The organism is Pseudomonas paraglycinae (assembly GCF_021601625.1).
Taxonomy (GTDB): domain Bacteria; phylum Pseudomonadota; class Gammaproteobacteria; order Pseudomonadales; family Pseudomonadaceae; genus Aquipseudomonas; species Aquipseudomonas paraglycinae.
This window is the reverse complement of the sequence record NZ_BQHR01000004.1, coordinates 301,523-322,880: the sequence shown is the minus strand read 5'-3', so window position 1 is coordinate 322,880 and position 21,358 is coordinate 301,523. Positions and strand designations below refer to the sequence as shown.

Sequence of the window (21,358 nt, the reverse complement as noted above, 5' to 3'; positions counted from 1 at the left end):
GCGCAGGGCGCCCTTATTGAATTCAACAGGAGTTTCACATGGCGAAGAAACCCAAGGCTGCCACCTTCATCAAAGACCCGCTCTGGTACAAGGACGCGGTCATCTATCAAGTTCACGTCAAATCCTTTTTCGATTCCAACAACGACGGGATCGGCGACTTTCCCGGCCTGATCGCCAAACTCGATTACATCGCCGAACTCGGCGTCAACACCATCTGGCTGTTGCCGTTCTACCCCTCGCCACGCCGCGACGACGGTTACGACATTGCCGAATACCGTGGCGTGCACAGCGATTACGGGACGATGGCCGACGCCAAGCGGTTCATTGCCGAAGCGCACAAGCGTGGGTTGCGGGTGATCACCGAGCTGGTCATCAACCACACCTCCGATCAGCACCCGTGGTTCCAGCGGGCGCGCAAGGCCAAGCCCGGTTCGGCGGCGCGGGATTTCTATGTGTGGTCGGATGACGACCAGAAATACGACGGCACCCGGATCATTTTCCTCGACACCGAAAAGTCCAACTGGACTTGGGATCCGGTAGCCGGCCAGTACTTCTGGCACCGCTTCTATTCGCACCAGCCGGATCTCAACTTCGATAACCCGCAAGTCATGAAAGCCGTGCTGTCGGTGATGCGCTACTGGCTGGACATGGGCATCGACGGCCTGCGCCTGGATGCGATTCCGTACCTGATCGAGCGCGATGGCACCAACAACGAAAACCTCCCGGAAACCCACGACGTTCTCAAGCAGATCCGCGCCGAGATTGACGCCAATTATCCCGATCGCATGCTGCTGGCCGAAGCCAACCAATGGCCCGAAGACACCCAGCTGTATTTTGGTGATACCGACGCCGAGGGTGTGAATGGTGATGAATGCCACATGGCGTTCCACTTCCCGCTGATGCCGCGCATGTACATGGCGTTGGCCCAGGAAGACCGCTTCCCGATCACCGACATCCTGCGTCAGACCCCGGAGATCCCGGCCAATTGCCAATGGGCGATCTTCCTGCGCAACCACGATGAGCTGACGCTGGAGATGGTCACCGACAAAGAACGCGACTACCTCTGGAACTACTACGCCGCCGACCGTCGCGCTCGGATCAATCTCGGGATTCGCCGGCGTCTGGCGCCGTTGATGGAACGCGACCGCCGCCGCATTGAACTGCTCAACAGCCTGCTGCTGTCGATGCCCGGCACGCCGACCCTGTATTACGGCGACGAAATCGGCATGGGCGACAACATCTATCTGGGCGACCGCGACGGCGTGCGTACACCGATGCAGTGGTCGATCGACCGCAACGGCGGATTCTCCCGCGCCGATCCGGCCAGTCTGGTGCTGCCGCCGATCATGGACCCGCAATACGGCTATCAGTCGGTCAACGTCGAAACCCAGGCCGGCGACCCGCATTCGCTGCTCAACTGGACCCGGCGCCTGCTGGCGGTGCGCAAGCAGTCCAAGGCGTTCGGTCGCGGCACGCTGAAAATGCTCTCGCCGGCCAATCGTCGCGTGCTGGCCTACACCCGTGAATACACCGGGCCGGACGGCAAGCACGAAACCATCCTGTGCGTGGCCAACGTGTCGCGCAGCGCACAAGCGGTGGAGCTCGACCTGTCGGCCTACGTCGGCATGGTGCCGGTAGAGATGCTCGGCGGTAACGCGTTCCCGCCCATCGGCCAGTTGAGTTTCCTTCTGACCCTGCCGCCTTACGGTTTCTACTGGTTCGGCCTGGCGGCGGAAAACCAGATGCCGAGCTGGCACGTCGAGCCGGCGCAGAGCCTGCCGGACTTCACCACTCTGGTGCTGAAAAAGCGCATGGAAGAACTGCTCGAAGCGCCGTCCCGCGCCACCCTCGAACAAGCGATCCTGCCGAGCTGGCTGCAGAACCGCCGCTGGTTCGCCGGCAAGGACGCTGCCATCGAACACGTGAAGCTGGCCTACGGCGTGCGCTTCGGCGATGCGCTGCATCCGGTGTTGTTGAGCGAAATCGAAGTGCAGAGTGGCGGCCAGACCAGCCGTTATCAATTGCCGTTCGGCTTCATTGCCGAAGATCAGGTCGGGCCGGCGTTGCCGCAACAACTGGCCCTGGCCCGAGTGCGTCGGGTGCGTCAGGTCGGGTTGATCACCGATGCGTTCAGTCTCGAAGCGTTTATTCGCGCGGTGCTCGAAGGCATGCAGAGCGGAACGGTGCTGGAATCCAGTGAGGGCGAGATCCGTTTCGAGGCAACGTCGCAACTGGAAAAACTCGGCCTCGGTGCGGAATCCGAAGTGCGCTATCTGTCCGCCGAACAATCCAACAGTTCGGTGGTGATCGGCAACAGTCTGGTGCTCAAGCTGATCCGCAAAGTCGCTTCCGGCGTACACCCGGAACTGGAGATGAGCGCTTACCTGACGGCGGCCGGATTTGCCAATATCTCTCCGCTGCTCGGCTCGGTGATTCGCCGGGACGGGAAGGGCGAAGACAACCTGCTGATGATCGCCCAAGGCTACCTGAGCAATCAGGGCGATGCCTGGGAATGGACGCAGAACAACCTTGAACGGGCGCTGCGCGATGAATTGGCGGACGCCGTGTCCGAGCAGGCGCAACACTACAACGCCCTGGGTGAACTGAAGGATTTTGCCGGCATGCTCGGCCAGCGTCTTGGGGAAATGCATCAGGTGCTGGCAGCGCCAAGCGACAACCAGGACTTCGCGCCGCAAGTCAGTTCGGCCAAGGATGCGCAGGCGACCGGCAAGGATGTCGCGGCGCAGGTCGAGCATGCGTTGAAGTTGCTCAAGCAGCATCAGGGCGAACTCGACGCGGCGGATCAGAAGCTGGTCGGTCGGTTGCTCGACAACAAGAAAACCATCCTTGCCCACGTGCAGGAGTTGGCCAAACAGTCCGCTGGCGGCTTGCGGATCCGCGTGCACGGCGACCTGCATTTGGGGCAGGTGCTGGTGATCAAGGGCGACGCCTACCTGATCGACTTCGAGGGCGAACCGGCGCGGCCACTGGCCGAACGCCGGGGCAAGCACAGCCCGTACAAGGACGTCAGTGGTGTGCTGCGTTCCTTCGATTACGCCGCGGCCATGGCCCTGAATGTGCACAACGTCGACAACAGCCCCGAGGCCGAAGCCGCGCGTCGGCGGGTCACGGAGCGTTACCTGCGTGAAGCCCGGGAAGCATTTCTCCAGGCATATCGCCAAGCGGCAGCTAGTCTTGATCATGCCTGGCAAGATCCTGAAGGTGCCGACGCCGCACTGGCGTTGTTCGGTCTGGAGAAAGCGGCCTACGAAGTGGCCTATGAAGCCGAAAATCGCCCCACCTGGCTGCCCGTGCCGCTGCACGGTCTGTACGGGTTATTGACGGGGCTCAAACCCTTTTCCGATCTTGGTGGAGAGTAGTCATGAGTTTCTCGAACAGGGAACAGGGTCACGCTAAAGAAAGATTGCTGCCCACTGCAAAAGACATTGATGCTTTGGTGCGCGCAGAACATCACGACCCGTTTTCCATTCTTGGCCCCCACGGCGATGGTGCCGGCGGGCAATTTATCCGGGCGTATCTGCCCGGCGCGTTGAGCGTTTCTGTCGTCGATAAAAACAGTGGCGAAGAGCTCGGTCCGCTGGAGGCCACCGAAACACCGGGGCTGTTTGTCGGCCATTTCGAGGGCGCACGGCCGTACCTGTTGCGCACTCGCTGGGCCGGTGGTGAACAGGTCGCGGAAGATCCTTACAGCTTTGGTCAGTTGCTCGGTGAAATGGATTTGTATCTGTTCGCCGAAGGCAATCACCGCGACCTCAGCAGTTGCCTCGGCGCGCAGCTGAAAACCGTCGATGGCGTCGACGGTGTGCGCTTTGCCGTGTGGGCACCGAATGCCCGGCGGGTGTCGGTGGTGGGAGACTTCAACGTCTGGGACGGGCGGCGGCATCCGATGCGTCTGCGGCACCCGTCCGGGGTCTGGGAGCTGTTCATTCCACGGTTGCAGGCGGGCGAGCTGTACAAGTACGAAATCCTCGGCGCCCACGGCATTCTGCCGCTGAAGGCCGACCCGATGGCGCTGGCCACCAGCCTGCCGCCGGACACCGCCTCGAAAGTCGCCTCGCCGTTGCAGATCGACTGGCAGGATCAGGACTGGATGAGCAGCCGTCGCGAGCGCCAGCAGCACAATGCGCCACTCTCGATCTACGAGTTGCATGCCGGTTCCTGGCAATGCGAACTCGACGATCTCGGTGAAGTGGCGCGCCAGTACAACTGGCCGGAGCTGGCCGAACGTTTGATCCCGTATGTGAAGGAGCTGGGTTTCACTCATATCGAACTGATGCCGATCATGGAGCACCCGTTCGGCGGTTCCTGGGGTTATCAGTTGCTGTCGCAGTTCGCCCCGAGCGCGCGTTACGGCACGCCCGAGCAATTCGGCGATTTCGTCAATGCCTGTCACCAGGCCGGCATCGGTGTGATTCTCGACTGGGTGCCAGCGCATTTTCCCACCGACACCCATGGCCTCGCCCAATTCGACGGCACGGCACTGTACGAATACGGCAACCCGCTGGAAGGCTTCCATCAGGACTGGGACACGCTGATCTACAACCTGGGCCGCACTGAAGTGCATGGCTACATGCTGGCGTCGGCGCTGCACTGGTTGAAGCATTTCCACATTGACGGTCTGCGGGTCGATGCGGTGGCGTCGATGCTCTATCGCGACTATTCGCGCAAGGCCGGCGAGTGGGTGCCGAACCGTCATGGCGGTCGCGAGAACCTTGAAGCCATCGACTTCCTGCGGCATTTGAACGATGTGGTAGCGCTGGAGGCACCGGGTGCGCTGGTGATCGCCGAGGAATCCACGGCGTGGCCTGGCGTCAGCCAGAGCACCCAACAAGGCGGCCTCGGTTTTGCCTACAAATGGAACATGGGCTGGATGCACGATTCGCTGCACTACATCCAGCAGGATCCGGTGTACCGCGCCCACCACCACAACGAGTTGAGTTTCGGCCTGGTGTACGCCTGGTCCGAGCGCTTCATCCTGCCGATTTCCCACGACGAAGTGGTGCACGGCAAGCATTCGCTGATCGACAAAATGCCCGGCGACCGCTGGCAGAAATTCGCCAACCTGCGCGCCTATCTGAGTTTCATGTGGACCCATCCGGGCAAGAAGCTGCTGTTCATGGGCTGCGAGTTCGGCCAGTGGCGCGAATGGAATCACGATCAGCAGCTCGACTGGTATCTGCTGCAATACTCGGAGCACAAAGGCGTGCAGAAGCTGGTTGGCGACCTCAACCGGCTCTACCGCGAAGAGCCGGCGCTGCACGAGCAGGACGATGCGCCGCAAGGCTTTCAATGGTTGATCGGCGACGATGCGATCAACAGCGTTTACGCCTGGTTGCGCTGGAGCAAGGACGGCACGCCAGTGCTGGTGGTGGCCAACTTCACCCCGGTGCCGCGTCAGTCGTATCGCGTCGGTGTGCCGTTTGCCGGGCGCTGGAAGGAATTGCTCAACAGTGATGCCGACACCTATGCCGGTTCCAATTATGGCAACGGCGGCGGTGCGTTTACCGAAGAGGTGGCCAGTCATGGGCAGGCTTTGTCGCTGGAACTGAATTTGCCGCCGTTGGCAGTTTTGATCCTCAAGCCCGAGGGCTGACCCACGCGAGATCGTTCCCACGCAGAGCGTGGGAACGATCATGCAGAAGAAGTCACCAGCGCATCCGGACCCCCAGGCTGCCAATCAACCCGTTCAGATCGTTGTCATCCACGTCGCTGCTGTAATCGGCGCTGACATACAGACTCACCGTCGGCGTCATTCTCGCCACCAACCCCAGTCCGACCTCCACGGTCGAGGACTTGCGGCTGCTGCTGATCTTGTCCACCTGATCCAGCGTCACCGTGTCGCCGGTGTACACCGTGTGCCACAGGTTCGTGCGCACGTAGGGCTCAACGGGCAACCCGTTCAGATCGTAGCTGCCTTTCAAGCGCGCACCGACCCGGCCGCTCCACGATGTAATGTCACTGGAAGAGGCGTTGCCCGAGCCTGCGTACGGCGTATCCAGAGTGATGCGCTGGTTGATCAATTGCGCTTGCGGTTCAACCACCCAGTTTTCACCCAGACCGATCGGGAAGCCACCTTCCACCGACAGCGTCATCGCGCTGCCTTCGGTGGCCAGGCGTGCACCTTGCTCGTTACGACTGAAACCGCTGACCCGACCGCCACTGGCCGACAAGTCAACGTGCCAGCCCTGTGGGCCACTCAAGCTGTAGTAGGCGCCCAGGCTCTGACCTTGCAGGTTGAGGGTGTCGGTGTTCGGATCGGCGAGGGCGCGGCTGGTGATCAGTCTGCTGCCATTGGCCTTGATCTGATTGACCCCGCCGATCAGGCCGAGCTGCTGGGTGTGGCCGCTGCTGCTTTTCAGGGTCAGCACGGCGGGACCTTTGAAGTCGCCAGTGCCGGACGTGGCGAAGCCCGGGCTGAGGACGTCGGTTTGCGCCTGGCGGGACGTCTGTCCGTAGAGTTGATCCCAGGCCGAGGGTGCGAGGTCTTCGGTGATCAGCTTTGTGCCGCGCAGATCCGGCTGTGAGCTCAGCCGTTGCGGCCCCGGGGTCACGACCGTGGCGGGGAGGGTCATGACGGGAATGTCCTGGCGATACCAGGGCGTCGCCTCGTCCGCCACAGGACCCGCCTGCGCCTCCATGGACGAGCACAGCAAGATAGAACTTGAAACGGTGCAGAACGTGACTTTGATCTCTTGTGGGGTGAGTGAGGTTTTCATGGAGTTCTACCTTGCTAGCGCATGTGGTATCTCGCCTTGGCGTCTCTCCTACCCCGAACGAGGGGCGACCGAATGGAGCGTGGCGAGCCCGAGGCCGCCCGTTTTGACGAGTGGCCTGAGGTTCGCCCCGAGTAGTATTTCCGGGGGTAGTAAGGTAGAGCTAAGAAGACCGGGGCCCTTGCGTCAAGAAATTGGACGATGAGTGGTCGGGTCAAAACGGGTGATGCAAGCTTATGTTTTTGCGTATTTATCTAAGTGCTGGTTTGTAGAGCCAATGGCTGCGAAAGCCGCGATGCAGAGACGTTTTACAGCCGACAGCCGGTCTGCGAAACCGAATGTGGCAACCGGTTTTGCATGGCTTTTTGGGTGAAGACAGCTGTCAGTATCGCGCTACAAATGCACTTCAACGGCCAGCGGCAAATGGTCCGAGAGATGCGTCCACGGTTTGTTGCCGAGGATCCGCGGGTCGTGGCTGCTGGCATTGCGCAGATAAATCCGGTCCAGTCGCAGCAACGGGAAACGCGCGGGGTAGGTCTTCGCCGGGCGGCCGTGATGGCGTTCGAAGGCTTCGTGCAGGTAGTCGCGGCGGGCGAGGGCGACGTTGCCTTGCAACTGCCAGTCATTGAAGTCACCGGCGATGATCACCGGCGCATCGTCGGGCAGCGATTCGAGCAACTGGCAGAGCAGCTGCAACTGCAATTGCCGATGGCTTTCGAGCAGGCTCAGGTGCACGCAGATCGCATGCACTTCGGCATGCCCCGGCACATCCAGTACGCAATGCAACAGCCCGCGCCGTTCCGGGCCGGTGATCGAGACGTCGAGGTTGCGGTATTCGCGGATCGGGTATTTCGACAACAGGGCGTTGCCATGATGGCCGTCGGGATAGACCGCATTGCGGCCGTAGGCAAAATCGCTCCACATGCTGTCGGCGAGGAATTCGTACTGCGAAGTTTGCGGCCATTCGTTGTAGCGGCTGGAATGCCGCTCGTGTTCGCCCACCACTTCCTGCAGAAACACCAGATCGGCCGAGGTGCTGCGCACCGCTTCACGCAATTCCGGAAGGATGAAACGTCGATTGAGCGCGGTGAAACCCTTGTGCGTATTGACCGTGAGCACCCGCAGGCGATGGATGGCGGACGGGGTCGAGGTCTGTGCGTCGACGGCATGACGCTTGGGATCGCTGGACACGTTCACTCCTCTGAATCATGACTGCCTGTTCATGCGACTGATCCGGGCGCGGGCAGTTCACTTTGAGTGGCTGCCCGCGCCCGACGGACCGTCAATCGACGAAGACGATCTCGTAGGGCAGGCGCATGCGCTCCAGAATCGACTTGGGCAGCAGCGGCGCGATCCCGATCGCCGGTTCGCCATTGAGCTGACTGGCGTAGGCATGGGTGGCGTGGCTCTTGCGCGCAACGGTCCAGGTATCGAGGCGCAGCTTGCGTGCGCGGTGCCAAGGAATCTGCGCCTGATCCCGTTCCGGCCAGTGCCAGGCCCAGACCGGCACATCGTGGTAGGTGGCGCCGACCTGTTGTGCGGCTTTGGCGCTGGCCCGGCCGACCACTTCATGATCAGCGGTGCCGTCGTTACACCAGGTGCTGAAAACCACATCACCAGGACGCAGGTAGCGGGCGATGAATTCGGTCAGTTGAGATTCCTGATCGTGCAGGGCGTTGTCGGTGAAACCGCCGCGCACCCACTTCAGGCTGTGCATCGGCAAACCCAGGCGGCGTAGCGCTTCGACGCTTTCCTGTGGACGGAACACGCTCAGGCGTTTTTCCGACCACTGGCGAGAGCCCGGATGACTGGCGCTGCCATCGGTGATCGACAGCAGTTGCAAGGGATGGCCGAGGCTGGAAAGCAGTTGCAGCAGGCCGCCGCAGGTCACCACTTCATCGCCGGGGTGCGGGGCGATGACCACGGCGCGGGCACCGGGTGGAACCAATGTGTGGGTGTTGATGACGGGAATGTTGTCGAGCTGCGCGGCACTGTTCCAGATCTGCGCCGGCAGGCCGCTCTCGCTGAGGGATAACGGTTTCATGAGTGATACATCCTTGTTGTGTCTCGCCCTCAGTCGTGCGCGCCATGAGAGGCGTGTACGACCCGTGAAGGCTGGTGGATAGCCCTGCAGCGCTCCGAACCCTGGATTGCTGCGCTGCAGAGTATTGCTCAAGAAGGACAGTTCGTCGCGTCACAGATCAAGCTGATCCGCTTTTTTTTATTCAGTCTGTGCCAGCTGTCGCAGATAGTCGCCAAAACCGCCGCGTGCGCGACTGTCCAGACGGGCGCTGGTGATGACTTGCGGGCGATGGCTCCAGGCGATGCTGGCCCCGCAAAGCTCCAGTTGGCGCACCAGCTGCACATCTTCGTCACAGGACAACGGTTCGAAGCCGCCGGCGCGCACGTAGGCTTGCGCGCTGACACCCAGATTGGCGCCATGGATGTGCCGGTGACCTTCACAGGCCTGGTAATGACCGTGATAGCGAATCTGCGCGGCTTCATCGAACGTTTCATGCCAGCGCTCGACCGTCACCGTGCCGCATACCGCATCGGTGCCCAATCCCAGTTGTTCCACCAGCCAGTCTTCGGCGACGCGGCTGTCGGCGTCGGAGCAGGAAATCCAGCGAGCACCCCGATCAAGCAGTTGTTGCGCGCCGATGGCCCGGGCCTGGCCGACATTGCGGGCATCAATGCTCAGCGCCTGCACCGGATACTGGCTGACGATGTGCGCCGAACGGTCGGTACAACTGTCGAGTACCACCAGGACCTCCACCGGCTCACCGGCCAGCATCGGATGCCCGGCGGCGCGCAAGGCGGCGTGCAGGCAGTCATCGAGCCACTCTTCTTCGTTGTGTGCCGGGATCAGGATGCCAATCATCGCAACCCCTCCAGCGCGGCCACCGAACGAGGTTCGCGACTCCAGACTTCCAGCAGAAAATCCGCTTCCTGATGCAGGACCACTCGCGGCAGGTGCAACTGTTCGTGAATCAGGTCGTGAACCTGTCGGGCATTAAGCGGGCAGCCTTCGATAACCGGGCGCCAGTGACAGGCCAGTAATTGCCCGTCTGCCGTCAATGAATCACTGATGCGATGGATGACCTCCGTCAGATCCTGCCGGTCGAGGTAGTAGCCGATTTCGCTGAATACGATCAGGTCGAATTTTTCCGCCGGCCAGTCGCCAGGCAACCGACATTGACGGACTTCGGCGTGGTCGAACAGGCTCAGCCGGGTGCGCGCCAGATTGACCGCGGCGGCGCTTGTGTCGCAGCACAACAGCCGATCACAGCGTTCGGCCAGCGCGGCGCTCAGTTCGCCGTTGGCGCAACCGGGTTCGAAAATCGTCCGGTAATGCGGGCGGGGCAGGGCCGCCAGGGTCACGAGGCGTTTGCGCTGCTCGTACCAGCGCTGGCGAAATCCCCAGGGGTCGTTATTGCCGGCGAACAGGCCTTCGAAGTAGCGATCCTCGACACTCATAGAAAGACCACCTCGAACGGTTGCAGCAGTCGATCGATGACATAGGGTTTGAGCACCGGGGCCAGGCCTGCGTCGGGATCACCCTCCAGCTGGCTGGCGAAGGCGTGCACCGCATGGCGTTTGCGTGCGACCTGCTCCGGTCTGAGCAGGATTTTGCGCGCCCGTTCCCAAGGCACGATGGCGTCTTCGGGCGTTGCCCAGTGCCAGGTCCAGACCGGCAGCTCGTGGCAAATTGCACCCACCCGGCGCGCAGCCTCGACGCTGGCGCGACCGACGGCTTCGTGGTCGCTGTGGCCGTCTTCGCGCCAGGTGGTGAAGATCACGTCGTCGGGTTGCAGGTAGCGGGTCAGGTATTCACACAGCATCGATTCGCGCGCGGCGACCTGGGTGTCGGGGAAGCCGCCGCGCAGCCATTGCACCTGATGCATGGGCAGGCCAAGACGACGCAGGGCTTCGGCGGATTCCTGCGGGCGCACCACGCTCAAGCGCTCCACCGGCCAGCGCTCCGAACCTGGATGGCTGGCGCTGCCATCGGTGACCGAAATCAGTTGCAGCGTGCGCCCCGCGGCGGCGAGCTGTTGCAACAGCCCGCCGCAACCGAGCACTTCATCGTCGGGGTGCGGCGCAATCACCACCGCTCGCGATCCCGGCGGTACCAGATCAAGAATGTCGATACTGTCTACCGCTGCCAGATGACGTGAGCTCTGCCATTCCTGCAGGGAGGTGCCTTCGCCGACAATCGGATTGCGCTTCATAGGGCCCAACCCTCGCGTGGGTGCTGCGAAATCAATCGGCCCAGTGCTGCCAGATCGCGTTCAGCGTGGCTCTGGCGCAGGTAAACCGGCAAGTCGGCCGCCAGGCGGGCAAAGTGCGGATCCTTGCAGAACGGCCCGGCACCGAGCGCCCGACCTGTCTCGCGAATGACCTGTTCGGCGGCATCTTCGACCACGGCGCGTACACGGCGGGCCAGCAACTCGGCGTTGGCGTGGGGATTGCTGTCGATGTCCAGCGCACTGACGCGCAGCGCTTGAGCTGCGGCGTGCAAGGCGCTGTCGACGGCGCCGAGACTGGCCAGCGAATGGGGTTCTTCACGTCGGGCACATTGCTGGCGCAGCTGTTCACCGATTTCCCTCGCGGCGCCGTACCAGCACGCGGCAATCCCGATCCCGCCGTGCCAGAACCCCGGACGTTGCAGGTAGTCGCCAGGATCGCCTATCGCCTGCGCCTCGACTTCGTCGAACAGCACCTCGACGCTGCCGGTGGCCGCCATGCCGACCGCTTGCCAGCCTTGATCGGTGACGGTCACGCCCGGTTGGTCGAGGGCCACGGCCACCAGTTGCTGGCGATCGTCCTCATCCCACGCCGTCAGCAGGGCATGACTGAGCACTGCCGCTCCGGAGCACCAGGCCTTGCGTCCATTCAACCGCACCAGTTGCCCCGAGCGGCTGACCCGCACCCGCGCCTGCGGTGGTTCGGCTGCCCACATGCCCCACGTGCTGCCGGGCGTCGGCGAGCCACCGAGTTGTTCGATGATTGCCAACGCATCGGTATGGCCTTCGTAGAGTTTGCACAGCCCCAGATCGTGCCCACCGACCTCGGACAGCCGTTGCCAGCGCTCCAGCGTACGACCGCTGCCGGGTAACGGCAGGCGATCGAGGCCGGCCTCGACCAGTTGCCGCAGACACAGGCCGAGGGCGGCAGTGTCGCGGTAGTCCGGCGCGTGCCGTGAGAGATAGACGGGCAAGTCCATGTCAGTCCTCTTCTTCGCGTTGCAGTTCAAACAGCAGCAGCGAGCGTCCGGTGACCGAGTACTCGTGACCGAACTCAAAACGCTCCTGGCCACGGATCGATGGCTGGTTGGTATCGATCATGCACGTCCAGAAACTGCCTTCAGGCACTTCCGGCAAGGTGAAGTTGACGATGTCGTGATGGGCGTTGACCACCAGCAGTAACGTGGCGTCGGCACCCTTGCGGCGGATCCCGGTTTCCTGGGCACGACCGTCAAGCAACATGCCCATGCAGCGGTTCTGCGCGTCATGCCAGTGCTCGGTGGTCATTTCCGTGGCGTCCGGCGCAAGCCAGGTCACGTCCTTGACGCCGATGTCCTCGTTGTATTCGCCGACCAGGAAACGCCCGCGTCGCAGGATCGGGTAGGCCAGGCGCAACTTGATCAGGCGTTTGACGAATTTCAGCAGCGCCTTGCCGTCCTCGCTCAGGTCCCAGTTGACCCAGCCGATCTCGCTGTCCTGGCAATAGGCGTTGTTGTTGCCGTCCTGGGTGCGGGCGAATTCGTCACCGGCCACCAGCATCGGCGTGCCTTGGGACAGCAGCAGGGTGGCGAAGAAATTGCGCATCTGCCGGTGGCGCAGCGCGTTGATTTCCGGGTCATCGGTAGGGCCTTCGACGCCGTGGTTCCAGGACAGGTTGTTGTTGCTGCCGTCCTGATTGTTTTCGTCGTTGGCCTCGTTGTGCTTGTCGTTGTACGACACCAGATCGTTAAGGGTGAAACCGTCGTGAGCAGTGACGAAGTTGACCGAAGAATAAGGCCGGCGACCGCGCTGGTTGAACATTTCCCCGGAGGCGGTCATGCGGCTGGCGAAGTCGGCGAGCTGCCCATCGTCGCCTTTCCAGAAGGCACGTACGGTGTCGCGGAACTTGTCATTCCACTCGACCCAGCCCGGCGGGAAGTTGCCGACCTGATAGCCTCCGGGGCCGCAGTCCCAAGGCTCGGCGATCATTTTCACCTGACGCAGCACCGGATCCTGGCGGCAAGCAACAAGGAAACTGTGACGTTCATCGAAACCGTCGTGATAGCGACCGAGAATGGTCGCCAGATCGAAACGGAAGCCGTCGACGTGCATTTCGCTGGCCCAGTAGCGCAGCGAGTCGGTGACCATTTGCAGCACGCACGGATGGCTCAGATCGAGGGTGTTACCGGTACCGGAATCGTTGATGTAAAAGCGCTTGTCGTCCGGCATCAGGCGATAGTACGAGGCGTTATCGATCCCGCGCATCGACAGGGTCGGGCCTTGCTCGTTGCCTTCGGCGGTGTGGTTGTAGACCACGTCGAGAATCACTTCGAGATTGGCATCGTGCAGGTGCGCGACCATCTCCTTGAACTCGGCGATCTTGCCGCTGGCCAGATAACGAGGGTCCGGGGCGAAGAACGCGATGCTGTTGTAGCCCCAGTAATTGGTCATGCCTTTGTGCAGCAGGTGCTGATCGTTGACGAAGGCATGGATCGGCAACAGTTCGACGGTCGACACCCCGAGTTTGCGGATGTGCTCCAGCACATCGTCGACCATCAACCCGGCAAACGTGCCGCGCACATTCTCCGGCACCGAAGGGTGGCGCATGCTGATGCCGCGCACGTGGGTCTCGTAAATGATGGTCTTGTCCCACGGCACGCTGACGCGCTGGTCGTGGCCCCAGGTGTGGGCCGGGTCGATGACCTTGCACTTGGGAACGAAAGGCGCGCTGTCGCGCTCGTCGAAACTGAGGTCGGCGTCGGGGTGGCCGATGGTGTAGCCGAACAGCGCCTCGGACCATTTCAACTCGCCCACCAGTTGCTTGGCGTACGGGTCGATCAGCAATTTGTTGTGGTTGAAGCGGTGGCCGTTGGCCGGGTCGTACGGGCCGTAGACCCGGTAGCCGTAAATCAGGCCCGGATGTGCATCGGGCAGGTAGCCGTGGTAGATCTCGTCGGTGTATTCCGGCAGCTCGATGCGTTCGAGTTCGACTTCGCCGGCATCGTCGAAAATGCACAGCTCGACCCGGGTGGCGTTGGCGGAGAACAGCGCGAAGTTCACCCCCAGACCATCCCAGGTCGCGCCGAGCGGGAAGGGCAGGCCTTCACGGATGCGCGAGGGTTCGGCGTGCGCGGTGGGCTCGGCTTTCTTTGGACGGGTCATAGGTGCTCCTGCAAGTCAGTAAGTCGGGGTGAACATCAATCTTCTGTGGGAGCGAGCCTGCTCGCGATGGCTTTGTACCTGTTGACACCCGCGGTGGATGTCCAGCCGCAATCGCGAGCAGGCTCGCTCCCACAAGGGAATGGCGAGTTTTCGAGGACGAACGAGCCCTCGGTGGCGAGCGAACCCGCCACACGGTTATTCAAATCAATGGTTCGGGGGCGTCAGACCGCAGGCGGCTTGCGCGGCGCGCGGGGCTTTTTCTCGGTGGCTTTTTCGCCCGGGGGAATCACTTTCGCGGCACCGGCAGGCTTGGCCTTGGCCGTCGTGGCCTTGGGTTTGGCAGCAGGTGTCTTGCCATCAACGGCTTTGCTGGTGGCGGTCTTGCCGGCGGTTTTACTGCCGGCAGCCTTTGGCGATTTTTTCGGTGCCAGCGCCTCGGCTTCGGCGAGTTTGCGCGCCATCTCCCAGTGGCGCGATTCCTGGCCTTCGGGTTTACCTTCGGATTCCCAGATCTGATAGGCGAATTCGCGGATGCGTTTATCGTCGGTACTCATCGCAATGCTCCTGAACTGAACTCATGCTGCTAGACGTGTTGGATAAGCAGATTGACCGGGAAATCCCCCAGCGCGGTGCTGACCTGCAGCTCCCTGTTTTTTGTGACTGCGGTGCTCGAAAAAAGTCCCTTCAGATTTTCGTCAGAGGCGTCGAACGGTAGAACGACCCGTGTATCGCCCCAGCGCAGCGCGTCAACCATCGGCACAGCACTGTTTTCCAGCAATGTTGCGCAACGGATCGGCACGATCAAGATGATCCGTCGCTCCCCATGCTCACGGGCAAACGCGAGCACGTTGTGCGCCTGGCTGCCCAGTACCTCGAGGGCCTGGTACGAACCCTGGCGAAACAACTCGGTGTCGTCGGCGCGCAGGCGCAGCACCTGGGCGATCAATGCTTGCTTGATTCGCCCGTCGCGCCAGTTGACCAACAGTTCCTGAACCGGAGCGGGAGCCTCCAGCGCCTGCTGCCGGGCGGCGTAGTCCACTGGCCGGCGGTTGTCCGGGTCGACCATGCTGAAGTCCCAGAACTCGTTGCCCTGATACAGATCCGGCACCCCCGGCACGGTCATGCGCAGCAAGGTTTGCGCCAGACCGTTGAGAGCGCCGGCGGCAGCGATGCTGTTGACGGTCTTGGCGAGCGCACCGCGCAGCAGTTCGCCTTCGGGGGCCAGCAGCAGTTGTTCGGTGAACGCCTGAGCCGCGTTTTCGTAAGCCTCGTTCGGCGCACTCCAGCTGCTTTGCAGCTTGGCTTCGCGCAGGGCTTTCTGCTGCCACTGCCAGACGCGTTTGGCGTAGTCGGCGAAACCGGCCTGATCGTCGTCGCGCAGGTCCAGCGGCCAGCTGCCGAGCAGCGCCTGATAGAGGATCAACTCGTCCGCCGACGACGGCAGTTCATCGTCATCGCGCAGCGGCCGAGCGAGCGCGCGCCACAGCTCTATCTGCTCGGCATACCAATGGCTGCGTTCGCTGAGCACGGCCAGCCGCGCGCGAGTGTCTTCGCCGCGTTTGTGGTCATGGGTGGCGGTGGCCAGCAGGTTATCGGGGAAGCTCGCCAGACGTTGCTGGTTCACCGCGTGAAAGTCGCTGACCGGCGCGCTGAACTGCTCGGTGTTGTAACCGACGTCATTGCGCGACAGCAGCACTGCCGAGCGATACAGCGCGGTGTCTTCCACGGCTTTGGCCGCGGCCGGCGAAGTGAGCTGCTGAAAACGCACGCAGGCATGCTTCAGAATCTTGCGCGAACGGCCACGGGGTTTGCGCCTCCACGGCTGGCCGCCAAGCCAACCGGCTACGGAGTCCAGCACCGGCCAATCGGCTTCGCTCAATGTCTGCCGCGCACCGTCCATGGCCTGCTGGAAAAACACCTCGTCCCGCGCCGAGCGGCCCATCGGGGTGATGTAGGTGCGATAGACCGGGAAGTGCACGATCAACGCCTGCAACACCCGACGAATCGAGCCGAGCGTGAGGTCGCGGGTCATCAGGTCATCGCGCGCCACTTGCAGCAGGGCCTGGGCGACGCTTTCGCAATCGCTGGCCAGCGAGCCGTTGAGGATCTGCTGGCGCGCCAGTTGCGCTTCTTCGATAAACGCGGCGGGACGCTCGGTGCGGCGCTTCCACAAATCGCCCAGCACATGTTCGCCGTCCGGATCGTGTTGCAGCAGCGACAGCTGGTTCATGAATTCGTAGCCGGTGCTGCCGTCCACGGCCCAGTCGGTGGGCAGGGTTTCGCCGTCGCCGAGGATCTTCTCGACATAGATCGGCAAGTGCCGGCCCGGCGCCAGATGGTCGAGCCGACGGCGCAGTTTGCGGCAGTAGCCGCGCGGGTCGGCTAGACCGTCGATGTGGTCGATGCGCAGCCCGTCGATCAATCCCTCGCCGATCAACTGGAAAATCTTTTGGTGGGTCGCTTCGAACACTGCCGGACGCTCGACGCGCAAACCGCCGAGTTCGTTGATGTCGAAGAAGCGCCGCCAGTTGATGTCATCCGCCGCCGTGCGCCAACTCGCGAGGCGATAGCTTTGCCGCTCCAGCAATTGGTGCAGGCGTTGAAAACCTTCTTCGGTCTTCGAATCGTAATGCGTCAGGTTGCGCTGAATGGCCTGGAGGATCTGCGGGTCCCTGGCCAGTTGCTGAAGTTCTTCCTTGAGCGGGATGGCCAGCGAACGGGCATCGGTCTGATAACTGAGCGCGCTGAAGCGGTCGGCGAGGGCCTTGAGCGCTTTGTTCGGGGCGTCATCGGATTTGAGCAGTTCGCCGTAATCGCCGGGGCAGATCGGGAAGTGATGCTCGTAATGCTCGACGTGGAACGTGCCGCTCTCGGCGTTGAAAACCAGCGGCAGGGTCGCGTCCTGGAGCGCGACGCCGTAATCGCTGCCGAGAAACGGCAGCAGCAACTGGCCTTCCATCAACGGGTCAGGGGAGTGCCACTGAATGTCGAAGAACTCGCCGTAGGGGCTGAGCCGGCCCCATTCCAGCAGGTCGAGCCACCACGGGTTGTCGCCGCCACCGACCGCCATGTGATTGGAGACGATGTCGAGGATCAGCCCCATGCCGTGTTCGCGCAGGCTGGCGACCAGACGGCGCAGGGCCGGCTCGCCGCCAAGTTCCGGATTCACCCGGGTCGGGTCGACCACGTCGTAGCCATGCATGGAGCCGGCGCGGGCGGCGAGCAGCGGTGAGGCATAAATGTGGCTGATGCCGAGTCGGGCGAAGTACGGCACCAGCGGCACCGCCTGATCGAGGGTGAAACCGCGATGAAATTGCAGGCGGACCGTGGCGCGCAATATCTGGATAGGCAATGCACTCATTGGTCACGCTCGGCTGCCTGAAGGCGGGCACACGCCAATAGTTCCAGACGTCTTGCTGCGTCGACACCGTCGAGCAGCGCCTCGCTGGTAGCCGGCAAGCGGCGCGACCAGTTCGGGTGGGTGTCGATGGTGCCGGGCAGGTTGGCCTGTTCGTCGAGGCCCAGCGCGTCTTCCAGTGGCAACAGCACCAGCGGCGCGCGGGTGTGACCGAGGAAGCGGACAGCGGCATCGACCACTTGATCAGCCTCGTGGGATTCCTCGCGAAAGTTTTGCGGGTCCTGACTCAACGCACCGCGCAGGCCTTCACGCTCGCGTTGGCGGTAACGGCGCCAGTCGATTTCGCCGTTGGCATCGATCAGCCCTAGACGCGCATTCCAGTCGATGTCGCGGCCATGCCACCAGCCGTTGAGTGTTGGCAGATCGTGAGTGCTGGTGGTGGCCAGAGCGTTGTCCGGCCAGTCGAGGATGGGTTTGAAATGGGTGTTGTCCTGTTCGAACAACAGCACGCGCATGCCGAGCATGGCCCGGGCGATCAGTTTTTCCCGCAGGCCATCGGGTACGGTGCCGAGGTCTTCGCCGAGCACGATCGCTTGATGGCGATGGGATTCGAGGGTCAGCAAGCGCAGCAGGTCGTCCACCGGGTAATACAGGTAGGCGCCGTCCGCCGGGAGTGCGCCGTTGGGGATTACCCATAGCCGTTGCAGGCCCATGACATGGTCGATGCGCAGCCCGCCGGCATGGGCGAAGTTGGCGCGCAGCATGTCGATGAATGCGCGAAAGCCGTTACGCACAAGACCTTCCGGGGAAAACGCGGAAATGCCCCAGCCCTGGCCCGAGCGATTGAGGATGTCCGGTGGTGCGCCGACGGTCAGCGAGGCCAGCAGTTCGTCCTGAAAGCTCCAGGCCTGACTGCCGGCGCCGTCGGCACCCACCGCCAGGTCGGCGATCAGGCCGATGCCCATGCCGGCGCTGCGAGCGGCGGTCTGGGCGCGTTCCAGGCAGCGGTGGATCAACCACTGGCAGAACGCGAAGTAGCTGATGCGCTCGGCGTATTCTTCGGCAAACGCGCCGAGGGCGGCGCCGCGCGGGTCGTGCCAGTGTTCCGGCCATTGGCGCCAGTCGAGGTTTTCGCCACGGGCGGCGCGCATTTCCTGGATGGCTTCGAAGCGGCAGTGGTTTTCCAGCGCTTCGCCGCCGGCATCACGAAAGCTGGAGAAGTCGGCGTGCAACGGGTGTTCGCCGCTGATGAAGCCGTCGTACAAGGCTTGCAGCAGTTTCAGTTTGGCCTCGGCGGCTTTCGGCCAGTCGATCAGTTTCAGGTTTTCCAGTTGTTCGAACTGATCGTTCAGGCCAGCTGCGTCAATCGCATCGCGCAGCGCGCGCTCGCCGAGGATCGCGCCCGGTGCGGCGTACAGCGGATTGAGAAACAGCCGACTGGACGGCGAGTAAGGGCTGTAGCGCCCGGTGTCGGCGCTGAACATCGCGTGCAGCGGGCTGATCGCCAAGGCATCGGCGCCGCGCTCGCCGGCCACCCGGGCCAGTTCTTCCAGGGCCTGAGTGTCGCCGAAACCGCCATCGCCGGGACGGCGCAAGCCATAAAGCTGCACGCTCAGGCCCCACGCGCGCGGGATCGGACTGTCCACCGCGTCACCCACGCTGAAGCAGCGTTCCGGTGCCACGGCCAGGGTGAATTGTTGATCGGCGATATGCACTTGCTGGTAGCCGACCGGAATTTCGCCAGGCAGCACGGCCTCGGCATCCAGTTTGAGGCTCAGGCGCGAGCCGTCTTCAAGGTGAATCTCGCAAGGGGTTTCGGGTTCGAAATAACGGGCAAGGTCCACGCCCACGCCAACATCGGCAGTGAGCAGTGGCGGCAGATGGCGATTTTCCTGTACCTGTTGCAGTTCAAGCAGGCTGGCGTCGATTTCCTGGGCGGTTCCGGCCGGGTGACCGAGGCCGGTCAGCACATTGCGCAACACCGCCGGGGCGACTTTTTGCGCTCGCCCGTTGGCGTCGATCCAGTCGACGGCAAGGCCGGCTCGGCTGGCGAGAATTTCCAGTTGCGCATCGCTCATAGGCGCTCTCCATCCAAGGGTGGCAAAGGGGTTGCGGCCGTGAGGCTGACGAGCGCGCAATACGGGGGCAGTTGCCCCTCATCCGACAGGCCTGCGTCGGGTGGCTGGCGAAACAGCCACACCGAATCAGTCTGTGGAAGGTTGACCACTGGCGTATCGCTGAGGTTCAGGTCGATTCGCAGCTCGCTGCCATCGCCCAGGCGCCAGCGCGCGCTGACCGCCCCGGGCCCCAGCACCTGGGCGCCGAGTGCCTGCGTTCCGGACAGGTTGGGAATGATGTATTGATGGCGCAATTGCAGCAGTTGGCGGTACAGCGCCAACGTCTCCCGTTGCCGAGGCGTGCCGTTACCCGTCAGGCGAGGTTGTGAGGCGTGAAAGGTCTGCTCGGCGTTGGGGTCGGGAATCTGTTCACGCTTGTGCGGATCCGAGAAGGCACTGAATGCCGCGAACTCATTGCGCCGACCTTCGCGCACCAGTTTCGCCAGTTCGCCATGGTGGCTGGTGAAAAACAGGAACGGTTGTTCGGCGGCGTATTCGTCGCCCATGAACATCAGGGGAATCATCGGCGACAGTAACAGCAGCGCTGTCGCAGCATCCACTGCGCGCGGGTCGGACAATTGATGCAAGCGTTCGCCGAAGGCACGGTTGCCGATCTGGTCGTGATTCTGCAGGAACAGCACGAATGCGGTGGAGGGCAGATGCTCGCTTGGCTCGCCGCGGGGTTCGCCGTGGCGGGTGATATGCCCCTGAAACACGAAACCCTGGCTCAGGCAGCGGGCCAATTGCTCGGTGGGTTGCAGTGCATAGTCCGCGTAATAGGCGTCAGTTTCACCGGTCAGCAACACGTGCAGGGCGTTATGGCCGTCGTCGTTCCACTGCGCGTCATAGTTTTCCTCCAACAGGCTCGACTGGTTGAGTTCGTTCTCGATGGTCAGCCACACATGGCGGGCGGGGTCGATCTGCTGACGTATGCGATGTGCGAGTTCAGGCAGAAAGTCCGGGCTTTGTATGGCATGCACCGCGTCCAGTCGCAGGCCGTCGAAACGGTATTCCAGCAGCCACATCAAGGCGTTTTCGACGAAGAAGTCCCGCACTTCGCGACGACGAAAGTCGATGGCCGCGCCCCACGGTGTGTGTTTGTCTTCGCGGAAAAAGCCCTTGGCGTAACGATGCAGGTAATTGCCATCGGGGCCGAAGTGGTTGTAGACCACGTCCAGAATCACTGCCAGGCCATAACCGTGGGCACTGTCGATCAAATGTTTGAGTTGTTCCGGCGTGCCGTAACTGGCCTGCGGCGCGTAGTGCAGCACGCCGTCGTAGCCCCAGTTGCGATCGCCGGGAAACTGCGCGATCGGCATCAACTCGATGGCGGTGATGCCGAGCTCCGCGAGGCGTGAGAGATGCTGCTCGACTTCGGCAAATCCGCCGAGCGCGCCGACATGCAGTTCATAAATGACCGCTTCATTCCAGGGGCGCCCTTGCCACGTGGTGTTGCGCCAGGAATAACGGTGCGGATCGACCACCACGCTGTGGCGGTCGAGATCACCGTCCTGCGCCCTGGAGGCCGGGTCGGGCACCTCCAGTTCGCCATCGATGTTGAAACGGTAGCGGCTGCCGGCAGGGCAGCGGGTCTTGATGACAAACCAGCCCTCGCCTTGGGGCAGCATGGGCAGGGACTGGCCGTTGTCCAGCTCGACGCTGACGTAAAATGCATCCGGCGCCCACAGCGCGAATTGGGTGTGCTCGGCATCCAGCATGATCGCGCCGTGGGGCCAGCTTTCAGGTGTCCGTGACGGCATC

General features: G+C 62.6%; 14 protein-coding genes. 2 read left to right on the top strand and 12 right to left on the bottom strand.

Going from position 1 to position 21,358, the window contains the following annotated elements; translation table 11 throughout:
* Positions 1-38: 38 nt before the first annotated feature.
* Both treS and glgB read left to right on the top strand, forming a co-directional pair.
* On the top strand, positions 39-3,380 hold the full coding sequence (treS, locus tag L6D82_RS08195) for a maltose alpha-D-glucosyltransferase (RefSeq protein WP_236188669.1): 3,342 nt from the start codon (positions 39-41) through the stop codon (positions 3,378-3,380).
* 2 nt (positions 3,381-3,382) lie between these two features.
* Positions 3,383-5,614, top strand: coding sequence for a 1,4-alpha-glucan branching protein GlgB (gene glgB, locus L6D82_RS08190; RefSeq protein ID WP_236188667.1), 2,232 nt, complete (start codon positions 3,383-3,385; stop codon positions 5,612-5,614).
* Positions 5,615-5,666: 52 nt separating this feature from the next.
* On the opposite strand, the gene L6D82_RS08185 is transcribed toward glgB, so the two are convergent.
* The 12 genes from L6D82_RS08185 to treZ form a co-directional block, all read right to left on the bottom strand.
* On the bottom strand, positions 5,667-6,737 hold the full coding sequence (locus L6D82_RS08185; RefSeq protein ID WP_236188663.1) for an autotransporter domain-containing protein: 1,071 nt from the start codon (positions 6,735-6,737) through the stop codon (positions 5,667-5,669).
* A 390-nt stretch (positions 6,738-7,127) separates the two neighbouring features.
* Positions 7,128-7,925: an endonuclease/exonuclease/phosphatase family protein gene (locus L6D82_RS08180; RefSeq protein ID WP_236188655.1), complete on the bottom strand. Its 798-nt coding sequence runs from the start codon at positions 7,923-7,925 to the stop codon at positions 7,128-7,130.
* 91 nt (positions 7,926-8,016) lie between these two features.
* A complete protein-coding gene (locus tag L6D82_RS08175; RefSeq protein ID WP_085745826.1) occupies positions 8,017-8,778 on the bottom strand; it encodes a PIG-L deacetylase family protein in 762 nt (253 codons plus the stop codon).
* Between the two features lie 177 nt (positions 8,779-8,955).
* Positions 8,956-9,615, bottom strand: coding sequence for a glycosyltransferase family 2 protein (locus L6D82_RS08170; RefSeq protein ID WP_085745825.1), 660 nt, complete (start codon positions 9,613-9,615; stop codon positions 8,956-8,958).
* Positions 9,612-10,211 carry an SAM-dependent methyltransferase gene (locus tag L6D82_RS08165; protein ID WP_085745824.1) on the bottom strand — a complete coding sequence of 200 codons (600 nt, stop codon included), beginning with the start codon at positions 10,209-10,211 and terminating at the stop codon, positions 9,612-9,614. Before L6D82_RS08165 ends, L6D82_RS08170 begins: the two co-directional genes overlap by 4 nt.
* Positions 10,208-10,966 carry a PIG-L deacetylase family protein gene (locus tag L6D82_RS08160; protein ID WP_236188654.1) on the bottom strand — a complete coding sequence of 253 codons (759 nt, stop codon included), beginning with the start codon at positions 10,964-10,966 and terminating at the stop codon, positions 10,208-10,210. The genes L6D82_RS08165 and L6D82_RS08160 overlap by 4 nt, the downstream gene beginning before the upstream one ends.
* The gene (locus tag L6D82_RS08155) at positions 10,963-11,961 is read right to left on the bottom strand and encodes an acyl-CoA dehydrogenase family protein (RefSeq protein ID WP_236188653.1); all 999 of its coding nucleotides are present in this window, start codon (positions 11,959-11,961) and stop codon (positions 10,963-10,965) included. Before L6D82_RS08155 ends, L6D82_RS08160 begins: the two co-directional genes overlap by 4 nt.
* A 1-nt stretch (position 11,962) precedes the next feature.
* Positions 11,963-14,122 carry a glycogen debranching protein GlgX gene (glgX, locus tag L6D82_RS08150; protein ID WP_129972792.1) on the bottom strand — a complete coding sequence of 720 codons (2,160 nt, stop codon included), beginning with the start codon at positions 14,120-14,122 and terminating at the stop codon, positions 11,963-11,965.
* 221 nt (positions 14,123-14,343) lie between these two features.
* Entirely contained in the window at positions 14,344-14,676 is a 333-nt protein-coding gene (locus L6D82_RS08145; protein WP_085745820.1) for a DUF2934 domain-containing protein, read from the bottom strand.
* A 29-nt stretch (positions 14,677-14,705) separates the two neighbouring features.
* On the bottom strand, positions 14,706-17,483 hold the full coding sequence (locus L6D82_RS08140) for a malto-oligosyltrehalose synthase (protein WP_236188652.1): 2,778 nt from the start codon (positions 17,481-17,483) through the stop codon (positions 14,706-14,708).
* On the bottom strand, positions 17,480-19,558 hold the full coding sequence (malQ, locus tag L6D82_RS08135; RefSeq protein ID WP_236188651.1) for a 4-alpha-glucanotransferase: 2,079 nt from the start codon (positions 19,556-19,558) through the stop codon (positions 17,480-17,482). Before malQ ends, L6D82_RS08140 begins: the two co-directional genes overlap by 4 nt.
* Complete coding sequence (gene treZ, locus L6D82_RS08130) at positions 19,555-21,357, bottom strand: malto-oligosyltrehalose trehalohydrolase (RefSeq protein WP_236188648.1); 1,803 nt, start codon at positions 21,355-21,357, stop codon at positions 19,555-19,557. The genes malQ and treZ overlap by 4 nt, the downstream gene beginning before the upstream one ends.
* Position 21,358: the final 1 nt, after the last annotated feature.